This is a genomic window from Actinomadura soli (assembly GCF_005889715.1).
GTDB lineage: Bacteria > Actinomycetota > Actinomycetes > Streptosporangiales > Streptosporangiaceae > Spirillospora > Spirillospora soli.
Genome location: NZ_VCKW01000264.1, coordinates 1 through 11,368, shown reverse-complemented (window position 1 = coordinate 11,368; position 11,368 = coordinate 1). Strand labels below are relative to the sequence as shown.

9 protein-coding genes and 1 pseudogene are annotated in these 11,368 nt (G+C 74.4%); 7 read left to right on the top strand and 3 right to left on the bottom strand.

Translation table 11 applies throughout. From position 1 onward, the window contains the following. A partial coding sequence (locus ETD83_RS34100) for a phosphatase PAP2 family protein (protein WP_329603023.1) occupies nucleotides 1–940 on the top strand: 940 nt, incomplete at its 5' end. Between the two features lie 26 nt (nucleotides 941–966). Here the strand turns inward: ETD83_RS34100 and cphA are convergent. Both cphA and ETD83_RS34090 read right to left on the bottom strand, forming a co-directional pair. Then, a pseudogene (cphA, locus tag ETD83_RS45040) lies at nucleotides 967–3,522 on the bottom strand (cyanophycin synthetase); the annotation flags it as partial. Between the two features lie 16 nt (nucleotides 3,523–3,538). Next, on the bottom strand, nucleotides 3,539–4,372 hold the full coding sequence (locus ETD83_RS34090; RefSeq protein WP_205718026.1) for a cyanophycinase: 834 nt from the start codon (nucleotides 4,370–4,372) through the stop codon (nucleotides 3,539–3,541). 307 nt (nucleotides 4,373–4,679) lie between these two features. Here ETD83_RS34090 and ETD83_RS34085 point away from each other — a divergent pair, with 307 nt between their 5' ends. Beyond that, nucleotides 4,680–6,032: an ABC1 kinase family protein gene (locus ETD83_RS34085; protein ID WP_171064595.1), complete on the top strand. Its 1,353-nt coding sequence runs from the start codon at nucleotides 4,680–4,682 to the stop codon at nucleotides 6,030–6,032. 18 nt (nucleotides 6,033–6,050) lie between these two features. Here the strand turns inward: ETD83_RS34085 and ETD83_RS34080 are convergent, their stop codons facing one another. Then, nucleotides 6,051–6,896 carry a siderophore-interacting protein gene (locus ETD83_RS34080; protein WP_138649326.1) on the bottom strand — a complete coding sequence of 282 codons (846 nt, stop codon included), beginning with the start codon at nucleotides 6,894–6,896 and terminating at the stop codon, nucleotides 6,051–6,053. A 117-nt stretch (nucleotides 6,897–7,013) separates the two neighbouring features. Here ETD83_RS34080 and ETD83_RS34075 point away from each other — a divergent pair, with 117 nt between their 5' ends. The 5 genes from ETD83_RS34075 to ETD83_RS34055 form a co-directional block, all read left to right on the top strand. Beyond that, nucleotides 7,014–7,478 carry a nuclear transport factor 2 family protein gene (locus tag ETD83_RS34075; protein ID WP_138649325.1) on the top strand — a complete coding sequence of 155 codons (465 nt, stop codon included), beginning with the start codon at nucleotides 7,014–7,016 and terminating at the stop codon, nucleotides 7,476–7,478. Nucleotides 7,479–7,605: 127 nt separating this feature from the next. Continuing rightward, nucleotides 7,606–8,379 carry a cyclase family protein gene (locus ETD83_RS34070; RefSeq protein ID WP_138649324.1) on the top strand — a complete coding sequence of 258 codons (774 nt, stop codon included), beginning with the start codon at nucleotides 7,606–7,608 and terminating at the stop codon, nucleotides 8,377–8,379. Then, entirely contained in the window at nucleotides 8,376–10,067 is a 1,692-nt protein-coding gene (locus ETD83_RS34065; protein ID WP_138649323.1) for a thiamine pyrophosphate-binding protein, read from the top strand. Before ETD83_RS34070 ends, ETD83_RS34065 begins: the two co-directional genes overlap by 4 nt. Nucleotides 10,068–10,237: 170 nt before the next feature. Continuing rightward, nucleotides 10,238–11,086 (top strand): MIP/aquaporin family protein, encoded by an 849-nt coding sequence (locus ETD83_RS34060; RefSeq protein ID WP_138649322.1) that lies wholly within the window; start codon nucleotides 10,238–10,240, stop codon nucleotides 11,084–11,086. Between the two features lie 36 nt (nucleotides 11,087–11,122). Continuing rightward, on the top strand, nucleotides 11,123–11,368 hold a 246-nt coding region (locus ETD83_RS34055; RefSeq protein ID WP_268920527.1), incomplete at its 3' end, for an FGGY family carbohydrate kinase.

Below are 11,368 nucleotides of genomic sequence, written 5' to 3'. Positions count from 1 at the left end.
GGGGAGCGCGGTGAGCCTTGTCGAGCCGCCGGCACACCCGGACGAGACTCCGCCGCGGCCACGGGAACCGGAGCGACCTGACGGGCGGCGGCCCGGCAGGCGCCTTCTCCCCGGCGACCGCCTCCGGCTGCGCGACCGCTTCCGGCTGGGCCGGCTGCCCGGGCCGGGTGGGCAGGCAAGGCCCGGTGGACGGCCGCGGCCCGTCCGGGAGCTGGTGCTGATCGTCGTGCTGTTCGGGCTCTACAAGCTCGGCCGGCTGTTCTCCAGCGACCGGGTCACGGACGCGTTCGCCAACGCCCGCGGCGTCTGGGACCTCGAACGGACCCTGTACCTGCCGGACGAGGCCGCCCTCCAGCAGGGGATCCTCCACAGCGAGACGCTGATCCACCTCACGAACGGCTACTACGCGGTCGTGCACTTCCCCGCGACCGTGCTGTTCCTGCTCTGGATCTACCTGCGGCGGCCCGCCCACTACCGGTGGATCCGCCGCGTCCTGGTGGGGCTGACCGCCGCGGCGCTCGCCCTGCACCTGCTCGTGCCGCTGGCCCCGCCCCGCATGCTCCCCGCCACCGGGCTGATCGACACCGCCGCCCGGTTCGGCCCCGCCGTGTACGGCGCCCCGGAGAGCGACATGATCGCCAACCAGTACGCGGCGATGCCGTCCCTGCACATCGGGTGGGCGGCCGTGATCGCGCTCGGGCTCGTCGTGTCGTCCGGGACGCGGTGGCGGTGGCTCTGGCTCCTGCACCCGGTCACGACCATCGCGGTCGTCGTCGCCACCGCCAACCACTACTGGCTGGACGGGATCGTCGTGCTGGCGCTGCTGTCGGTCACCGTGCTGCTGCTGCGCCCTCCGGCCTCCACCCCGGACGCCGCCGCGCCCGGCTCCGGCGTTCCCGGCTCCGCGCCCAGCGTCTCGAGCAGCTCCACGACGGGCTGAAGCTTCTCGTACAGCAGCAGGACGGGCTCGCCCGGCTCCGCGATGTCCAGCGCCGACGCCAGGGCCCCCTTCAGGTCGCCCGCCGGATGCGCGCGCACGTCCGGGCGCCCCTCCCGCAGCCCCTGGACGATCAGCCGGGTCATCTCACCGGAGCGGCGCCCCCGCAGGTCCTCGTCCTCGTAGACGACGACGCGGCCGAACGTCCCGGCCAGGGCCCGCGCGGTCTCGCCGACCAGCTCGTCGGACCGGTCGCCCGGCAGCGTGACCGCGGCGACGCCCCCGGCGCCCCCGGTGCCCCACCGCCGCCCGACGAACGCGCCCATCGCGGCGACCGCCGCCGGGTTGTGCGCGTAGTCGACCAGGACGGGATTGGCCCCGACCTGGTAGACGCAGCCCCGGCCCGGGTTGCGCAGGTGCGGGTCGAAGGTGCGCAGCGCCCGCGCCACCACGTCCACCGGGACGTCGAGCGCCCGGGCCGCGGCGGCGGCGGCGAGCGCGTTGGCGACGACGTGGACGGCGTGCCCGCCGAACGAGCCCGCCACCTCGTCGGCGGGCAGGATCCGGGTCCGGCGGTCGCCGCGCGCCTCCGTCAGCCAGCCGTGCTGCACGTAGTAGCCGAGACCGCCGTCCCGCAGATGCTCCACCAGGACAGGCGCCCCGGCAGCGATCGCGAAGTAGCGGAGCACCGGGGAGCGTCCCTGGACCGTGGGACGGCCGGCCAGCCCCGCCGCGGCCGGGTCCTCCGCGTTGAGGACGAGGTGCCCGCCGCGCCGGATCTCCTCGGCGACCAGCGCCTTGATGTCGACCAGGTCCTCCAGGGCCTCGGTGCCGTCCACGCCGAGATGGTCGCGGGTGATGTTGGTGACGACGGCGACGTCGGCGCGGTCGTAGCCGAGCCCGCGCCGGACGATCCCGCCCCGCGCGGTCTCCAGCACCGCGGCCTCCACCGACCGGTCGCCGAGCACCATCTCCGCCGAGCGCGGCCCGGACGCGTCCGAGACGTGCACCAGCTGGCGCCCCACGTACACGCCCTCGGTGCTGGTCATGCCGGTCCGCCGCCCGTCCAGCTCCAGCATGTGCGCGATCATCCGGACGGTCGTGGTCTTGCCGTTCGTGCCCGTCACCGACACGACCGGGACCCGCGACGGCGTGCCCGCCGGGTACATCAGGCCGATGATGTCGCCGGCGACGTCGCGTCCCGTGCCCTCGTGCGGCGCCAGGTGCATGCGCAGGCCGGGCGCGGCGTTGACCTCCAGGATCCCGGCGGCGCCCCGGTCGGCGGGCGGCGGGGAGCCGATGTCGGGCAGCCGCAGGTCGATGCCGCACACGTCCATGCCGACCGTCGCGGCGGCCCGCACGCACAGGTCCGCGACCTCGGCGTGGACGCCGTCGGTCACGTCCCTGCTGGTGCCGCCGGTGGACAGGTTCGCGTTGCGGCGCAGCCACACCCGCTCCCCGCCGCCGGGCACCGACCGCGGGCCGTGGCCCTGCCGGGCCAGGAGCGCCAGCTCCGTCGCGCCGAGCGCCAGCCGCGTCAGCGGCCGGTCGTGGCCCTCGCCGCGTGCCGGGTCGGCGTTGACCCGTGCCACCAGCTCGGCGATCGTCGCGGTCCCGTCGCCCGTCACGCACGCCGCCGTCAGCTCGGCCGCCGCCACCACCCGCCCGCCGACGACCAGGACCCGGTAGTCCCTGCCCGGGATGTAGGACTCGACGAGGACCTCGCCCTCCTCGCCCGCCGCCGACGCGAACGCCGCCACGACCTCCGGCGCGGTGGCCAGCTCGATGTGGACGTTCTCGCCCTGGTGGCCCGCCAGCGGCTTGACCACCACCGGGCCGCCGATCTCGTGCAGCACGTCGAGCGCCTCCGCCGGCGACGCCGCCACCCGCCCCTCGGGGACGGGGACGCCCGCGTCGGCGAGGAGCCGGTGCGCGAGCCGCTTGTCGCCCGCGACCTCCATCCCGATCGCCGAGGTGCCGTCGGTCATCGCCGCCCACACCGTCCGCCGGTACCGCCCGTACCCGAGCCGCAGCAGGTTCAGGCCGCCGACGCGGCGGACCGGCACGCCCCGCCGCCGCGCCGCCCGCGCCAGGGCCGACGTGCTCACCCCGAGCCGCTCCTCCTCGTGGGCGGCGGCGATGGGGGCCAGGTCGGCGGACGGGTCCGGCACCCGCCCGGCGAGCGCGCCGTTGACGACGCGCAGCGCGAGCGTGATCAGCTGCTCCACCACCGGGCTGCCGGACGGCTCGTCCCGCGGGCACTCGAGGATCACGTCGTACTCGGCGGGGCCGCCCGCGCGGACCGTCCGCCCGAAGAACACCTCCCGGCCGATCAGCCCGGACAGCTCCAGCGTGACGTGCTCGGTGACATGCCCGAAATAGGTGCCGCGCGCCATCGCGTCCAGCAGGCCACCAGGCCGGCCCGCCGAGCAGTGGTGCGTCCGCAGGCCCGCCAGCGCCTCCACCAGCCGCTCCGCGAAACCGGGATGGTCGGTCGTCTCGTGGCCGGTCAGGCCCTGCAGGTCGAGCCGCGCGATCGCGACGGGACGGGACAGGTAGACGTTGGGGCCGCTCAGGCGGCGCACATGATCGAGCCGCACGCTAATCCTCCTCCGGCCCGCGCATGTTGCCGATCGCCGGGAGCTTGTCGTTCATCTGGAAGGCGCATCCGGCCGGCAGCAGGTGCAGCGACACGTCCAGCATCGCCATCGGCTCGTCGTCCGACGCGGCGTAGGCGATGGTGGACTGGCCGGCGTCCACGACCGTGACCACGCCCGTCCCGACGACGTCGAACTGGCCGTCGCCCACCACGATCGCGGTGTCCTCGTCGATCCCGACGCCGAGCAGCCGCGTGTCGAGCGCGATGCCGCTCATCAGCCTCGGCAGCCGCCCGCGCTCGTTGAAATGCATGTCGATCAGCACGTTGTCGAGCAGCCCGAGCCCCGGGCCGACCTTCACGCTGGACGCGGCGACCTCGTGGCCGTGCCCGCCCAGGATCATCCAGTGGCCCATCGCGGTCGCGCCCGCGCTCGTCCCGGCGATGACCAGGCCCTCCTGGTCGAGGCGGCGCTTCAGCAACTCGTTGGTCCGCGAGCCCACCAGGGTCCGGATCCGCGACTGGTCGCCGCCGCTGAACAGCACCCCGGTCGCCGCGTCCAGCGCCCGCAGCGTCGCCGCGTCGTCGGCACCGGCCCGGCCCAGCAGCCGCAGCTCCCGCACCGAGGTCACACCGAGCCGCCCGAACACGGCCGTGTACTCCTCGGCGACCTCCTCCGGCACCTCGGTCGCCGTCGTCACGACCACGATCCGCGCGTCCTCGCCGCCCGCGAGCTCGACGAACGTCTCCAGGGCCCCCGACCCGCAGGTCCGGTTCTCCGCCCCACCGATGATCAGCAGCCGGCCCTTGCGTCCGGCGCTCCCAATTTTCTCTTTCACACCCGCTAACTACCCTTGATGACGGTCTGTAGTCGCTTCATCGCGACGAGCCACCGGCCGGCCGCTGCGGGTCCGGCCGGGCCCGCCGCGGCGCTCGCCCGCCGCGTCCGAGCGCCGCCTGCGCGGGAAGCGGCCGGAGATCGACCAGGCGCTGGAGGTCGTCGAGCTCCTGCTGCGGCCGGGCCGGGAATCTTCGGGCCCGCCCGAACGCTGATTCTTTTACGGGGAATGACCGTTTTGTGGTGTTCCCTCGCCGTGAGAGGCTGGCAGCCATTGGACGCATCGTCGAACGAGGGACGGTCGGGCCGTGAGTGAGATCCCCCGCCGCGCCGTGACGCGGACCGCCAAACTGGCGAGCCTGCCGCTCGGCTTCGCCGGCCGCACCGCGCTCGGGTTCGGCAAGCGGACGATCGGGCGTCCCGCCGAGGCCGTCGCGCTGGAGGTCCAGCGCCGCACCGCCGACCAGCTGTTCGCGGTGCTCGGCGAGCTGAAGGGCGGCGCGATGAAGGTCGGCCAGCTGCTGTCGATCTTCGAGGCGGGGCTGCCCGAGGAGATCGCCGGGCCGTTCCGCGCGAGCCTGACCAGGCTGCAGGAGTCCGCGCCCCCGATGCCCGCCGCGACCACCCACCGCGTCCTCGCCGAGGGGCTCGGCCGCGACTGGCGCGAGATGTTCGCCGAGTTCGACGACCGGCCCGCCGCCGCGGCGTCCATCGGCCAGGTCCACAAGGCGGTCTGGCGCGACGGCCGGACGGTCGCGGTCAAGGTCCAGTACCCCGGCGCCGCCCAGGCCGTGATGAGCGACTTCACCCAGATCTCCCGCCTGAGCAGGCTCTTCACCCCGCTGTTCCCCGGCGTCGAGGTCAAGCCCGTGATCGCCGACCTCAAGCGCCGGCTGGAGAAGGAGCTCGACTACGTCGACGAGGCCCGCGCCCAGACCGCCTTCCACGACGCCTACGCGGGCGATCCCGACTTCGTCGTCCCGGCGGTCGTCGCCCAGTCGGGCAACGTCCTCGTCACCGAGTGGCTGGACGGCACCCCGCTCGCCAAGGTCATCGCCGAAGACTCCCATGACCGGCGCGACCGCGCGGGCCTGCTGCTGTTCCGCTTCCTGCTGTCCGGCCCGGACCGCTGCGAGATGATCCACATCGACCCGCACCCCGGCAACTTCCGGCTGCTGGACGACGGCCGCCTCGGCGTCATGGACTTCGGCGGCGCCGCCCGCGTCCCGGCCGAGCTGCAGTGGTCGATCGGCCGCCTGCTGCGCATCGGCACGCTCGGGGACCCGGACGACATCGTCGGCGCGCTGCGGGAGGAGGGCTTCCTGGCGCCGGACGCCGACGTCGACCCGGACGAGGTCGCCGGCGTCGTCGCGCCGCACGCCGCCCCGTTCGCCGTCGAACGCTTCCGGTACTCCCGCGAATGGCTGCGCGAGCAGACCGCCCGCGGGCTCGGCCTCGCGTCCGACATGCGCCCCGGCGCCCTCGCCCGGCAGTTCCGGCTGCCGCCCCAGTACCTGGCGGTCAGCCGTGCCCTGTCCGGATGCGGCGGCGTCCTGTGCCAGCTGGAGGCCGAGGGCGAGTTCCGCGCCGAGGCCGAGCGTTGGCTCCCCGGCTTCGCCGCCGACGGCGGCCCCGACGACCAGACCAGGGCCACCGCCTGACTCCGGTGCCTCCGGGGCTCAGGCGAGGGCCTGGGCCTCCTCTTCCTCGACCTCGCGGTTCCATTCGCGCTTGCTCGACTGCCAGCCGTCCTCGTCGCGGCCGCGCCGCCAGTAGCCCGAGATGGACAGCCGCTCCATCGGCAGGCCGCGCTCGACCCGCAGGTGCCGCCGCAGCGTCTTGACGAAGGTCGCCTCGCCGTGGACGAACGCGTGCACGTCGTCGCTCGGGAACTCCAGCTTCCGGACGGCCTCGACCAGCAGATCACCGACCTGGGCGCCGCCGCGGTGCAGCCACACGACGTCGGCGTCCCCCGGCGTGGGCAGGTCCTGCTCCTCCTCGGGCCCGGCGACCTCGACGAACACGCGGACGTGCGCGTCCGGCGGGATCCGCTCGAGCGAGGCGGCGATCGCCGGCAGCGCGCTCTCGTCGCCGGCCAGAAGATGCCAGCCGGCGTCGGCGCGGGGCGCGTAGGCGCCGCCCGGGCCGCTGAAGTAGATCTCCTCGCCGGGACGGGCGCCCGCCGCCCACGGCCCCGCGAGCCCCTTGTCGCCGTGGTGGACGAAGTCGATCGTGAGCTCGACGGCCTCGGGGTCCCACGCCCGGACGGTGTAGGTCCGGGTGGTCGGCCACTGCTCCCGCGGCATCTCGGCGCGGATCCGCTCCATGTCGAGCGGCTCGGGGTAGGCGACGCCCGGCCGTGTGAAGAGCAGCTTCACGTAGTGGTCGGTGAACTCGCCCGCGCTGAACCCGGCCAGATCCTCACCGCCGATGACCACGCGGATCATGTGCGGGGTGATCCTCTCGGTGCGCAGCACCGTCCCCCTGGTCAGCCTGCGTCCCTTGCGGGCCGGTTCCGTCGCCATGCAGCTCCTCCGATGTGCCCGGTAAGTACTTAGGCAAGCCTAACCAGTGGTTCGCCCGGATTGTTCCGCCGGGTTACGGTCGGGTGGGCGGCACGGCGATGCGGACGGGTGAGGCGGATGGCGCTCAGCAGGCAGCCGATGACGGACGAGCAGCGCAAGTCGGTGGCGCTGGAGTATCTCAAGGGGTTCGACAACGGCGGCGTGACCTCGGACGGCGCGCCCCTGCTCGACCTGTTCGCCGACGACGCGCAGGTCTGCTTCCCGAAATGGGGCCTGGCCACGGGCAAGGACGAGATCGCGCGGCTGTTCGGCGACGTCGGCGCCACGATCACCTCGATCCGGCACCACTACGCCACGTTCAACTGGATCTTCTCCGGCGGCGACACGCTCGTGTGCGAGGGCACCAGCCACGGCGAGCACCGGGACGGCCCGTGGCGCGCCGGCGTCCCCGAATGGGGCGCCGGGCGCTGGTGCGACGTGTTCGAGATCCGCGACTGGAGGATCCAGCGCGTGTTCATCTACCTCGACCCCGACTACGCGGGCGGCGACACCGCCCGCTACCCCTGGCTCGCCGGGGGATGACCGCCCGCCGGCGGGCGGCTGGGCGAAGGGTGGGCGGCCTGCGCCCGGTGACCCTCCGAACAGGTTCATCTGCGATACGTTCGTGTGGCCCGCGCGCCCCTCGCCGACCGCGCCGCACGGAGGAACGATGTCCGTTCTCGCCCAGCTGCTCACCGCCGTCGACGACGGCTCGGTGGAGATCGTCGACCTGACCGCCCCGCTGTCGGAGCGCACCCCGATCCTCCGGTTGCCGGAGCCGTTCGCCAACACGGTGCCGTTCCGGCTCAAGGAGATCAGCCGCTACGACGACCGCGGCCCGGCCTGGTACTGGAACGACATCGAGACGGGCGAGCACGTCGGCACCCATTTCGACGCGCCCGTGCACTGGGCCACCGGCCGGGGCGGCGAGGACGTCGCGCAGGTCCCGCCGCGCCGCCTCGTCGCGCCCGCCGCCGTGCTGGACGCGTCCGCGCACGCGTCCGCCGACCCCGACTTCCTGCTGGAGATCGAGCACGTCCGGGCCTGGGAGGAGGAGAACGGCCCGCTGCCCGACGGCGGCTGGCTCCTCTACCGCACCGGCTGGGACGCCCTCTCCGGCGACCAGGACACCTTCCTCAACGCCGACCGGGACGGCCCGCACACGCCCGGGATCTCGCCCGAGTGCGCCCGGTGGCTGGCCGAGGAGACGCCCGTCCTCGGCCTCGGCGTGGAGACCGTCGGCACCGACGCGGGCGGCGCGCACGCGTTCGACCCGCCGTTCCCGTGCCACTCCTACTTCCTCGGCGCAGGGAAGTACGGCCTCACCCAGCTCCGCAACCTCGGCCGGCTGCCCGCCCGCGGCGCCGTGCTGCTCGCCTCGCCGCTACCGATCGTCGGCGGGTCGGGCAGCCCCGCCCGCGTACTCGCGCTGGTCGAACGGTGAACGTCGCGGAGGCCGTGGGCGAGGCACTCGCGCGGCTCGGCGCCCGCACGGTCTTCGGCGTCGTCGGCAGCGGCAACTTCCACGTCACCAACGCGATGATCGCGAACGGGGCCCGGTTCATCGCCGCCCGGCACGAGGGCGGCGCCGCCACGATGGCCGACGCCTACGCGCGGGTCGGCGGCGGCCTCGGGGTGGTGTCGGTCCACCAGGGTCCGGGCCTCACCAACGCCGTCACCGGCATCGCCGAGGCCGCCAAGAGCCGCACTCCGCTCGTGGTCGTCGCGGGCGAGGTCGCCGCCGCGGCGGTCCGCTCCAACTTCCGCGTCGACCAGGCGGCGATCGCCACCGCGGTCGGCGCCGTCCCCGAGCGGGTCCACTCCCCGCAGACCGCGGTGGCGGACGTGACCCGCGCCTGCCGCACCGCCGTCGCCGAGCGGCGCACCGTCCTGCTCGGGCTGCCCCTGGACATCCAGGCCGCCGAGCACCCGGACCCCGCGCGGCGGCCCGGGGTCTCCGGCCGGCGCGCCGCCCCGGTGCCGCCGCTGCCCGTGCCGCCGGCGGCCGCGATCGCCCGGCTCGCCGACGTGCTCCAGGCCGCGCGGCGGCCGGTGTTCATCGCCGGGCGGGGCGCGCGGCTGTCCGGCGCGGCGGAGCCGCTCGCGGAGCTGGCCGCCCGCTGCGGCGCGCTCACCGCGACGTCCGCCGTCGCCCGCGGCCTGTTCGCCTTCGCCGCCGACCCGTTCGACCTGGACGTCAGCGGCGGGTTCGCGACCCCGGCCGCCGCCGACCTGATCGCCGGCGCCGACCTGATCGTCGGCTGGGGCTGCGCGCTGAACATGTGGACGACCCGGCACGGCGCGCTCATCGCCAAGGACGCGACCGTCGCGCAGGTCGACGTGGACGCCCGCGCGCTCGGCGCGCACCGCCCCGTCGACCTCGGCCTGATCGGCGACGCGGCGGAGACCGCCCGCGCGGTCGACGCCGAGCTGGACGCGCGCGGGCACGCCGCGTCCGGCTACCGCACGCCCGACGTCGCCGAGCGGCTCGCCCGCGAGGGACGCTGGCAGGACGTCCCCTACGAGGAGCATCCCCGCGGCGATGACGGCACCGGCCACCCCCGCATCGACCCGCGGACCCTGTCGATCGCCCTGGACCGCATGCTGCCCCGCGAGCGCACCGTCGCCGTCGACTCCGGGAACTTCATGGGCTACCCGGCGATGTTCCTGGACGTCCCCGACGCCGACGGGCTCGTGTTCACCCAGGCGTTCCAGGCGGTCGGGCTCGGCCTCGCCACCGCCATCGGCGCCGCCGTCGCCCGCCCCGACCGGCTCACCGTCGCCGCGCTCGGCGACGGCGGCGCGCTGATGGCCGTCGGCGAGCTGGAGACCGCGGTCCGGCTGGGGCTCGGGCTGCTCGTGATCGTCTACGACGACGAGGCGTACGGCGCCGAGCTGCACCATTTCGGGCCCGGCGGGCATCCGCTGGACACGGTCGTCTTCCCGCCCGCCGACCTGGCCGCGATCGGGCGCGGGTTCGGCTGCGACGCGGCGACCGTCCGTCGCCCCGAGGACCTCGCCGCGGTGCGGACGTGGCTCGCGGGCCCGCGCGACCGCCCGATGGTCGTGGACGCCAAGATCACGCGCAGCCGGCCCGCCTGGTGGCTGGAAGAGGCGTTCCGCGGCCACTGACCGTGTTTGTCCGGCCACTCCTGGGAATGATCACCGGCGCGGTCGTCTTCCGGGGCGCCAGAGCGGTGCCGGTGCCGGCATCGCCGTCCCCGGACGGTCGGCCGGCTCTGTCAGGCGTCCTTACGTTCGCGGCGACCGCGCCTGCCGTCACAGGTCCCGGAGGAGGAGAGATGACGCGAGGGCCGAAGCTTCCCGAACTCGCCGCGGAGATGGCCGCGGAGTTCGCCGGGACGATGATCCTGATCCTGTTCGGCGTGGGCGTCGTCGCGCAGGCGGTGGCCGGCAGCGGGCTCGGCGACCCGCAGAGCCTCGGCGGCCACGACGCCATCGCCTGGGCCTGGGGCATCGGCGTGACGCTCGGCGTGTACGTCGCCGCGCGCATCAGCGGCGGGCACATCAACCCGGCCGTGACCTTCGCCCTCGCGGTCTTCAAGGGGTTCCCCTGGCGCAAGGTGCTCCCGTTCTGGTTCGCCCAGGTGCTCGGCGCGTTCACGGCGGCGCTGATCGTCCGGTGGAACTACAGCGAGATCCTGCAGAAGTTCGACCCGGGGCTGACGGAGAAGTCGCACATCGTCTTCTCCACCATGCCCGGCAACGGGACGCTGCCGATCGGGACGTGGGGCGCGTTCCGCGACCAGGTGATCGGGACCGCGATCCTGCTGTTCCTCGTCCTCGCCCTCACCGACCTGCGCAACGCGCCGCCGCTGGCGAACCTGGCGCCGCTCATCATCGGGCTCATCGTCGTCGCGATCGGGATGGCGTTCGGCTCGGCCGCCGGCTACGCGATCAACCCGGCCCGCGACCTCGGCCCCCGGCTCGCCCAGTACCTCACCGGCTACGGGACGGACGCATGGCGGGATCAATACGGGCATCTGTACTTCTGGGTCCCGCTCGTGGCGCCGCTGATCGGAGCCGTGATCGGCGCCGGCCTGTACATCCTGCTCATCGGGCGCAACATCCCCGGCGAGGGGGATGAGGGCGTGCCCACCAGGCCCGAGCCGGAGTACGACGTCACCTGACGGGGTCCCGCGCGACACGCAGAAAGGGGAGAGCCGATGGCCGACTTCGTCGGAGCGCTCGACCAGGGCACCACCAGCACCCGCTTCATGATCTTCGACCACGGCGGCAACGAGGTCGCCCGCCACCAGCTCGAACACCAGCAGATCCTGCCCCAGGCGGGATGGGTGGAGCACAACCCGACCGAGATCTGGGAACGCACCCGCGCCGTCATCCAGACCACCCTGAACAAGGCCCACCTGACCCACGCCGACCTGGCCGCGTTGGGGATCACCAACCAGCGT

Bases quoted from the DNA above. Each gene is read 5' to 3' on its own strand.
- ETD83_RS34080 (WP_138649326.1), bottom strand. From the start codon at position 6,896: ATGGCGACGGAACCGGCCCGCAAGGGACGCAGGCTGACCAGGGGGACG.
- ETD83_RS34060 (WP_138649322.1), top strand. From the start codon at position 10,238: ATGACGCGAGGGCCGAAGCTTCCCGAACTCGCCGCGGAGATGGCCGCG.
- ETD83_RS34070 (WP_138649324.1), top strand. From the start codon at position 7,606: ATGTCCGTTCTCGCCCAGCTGCTCACCGCCGTCGACGACGGCTCGGTG.
- ETD83_RS34075 (WP_138649325.1), top strand. From the start codon at position 7,014: ATGGCGCTCAGCAGGCAGCCGATGACGGACGAGCAGCGCAAGTCGGTG.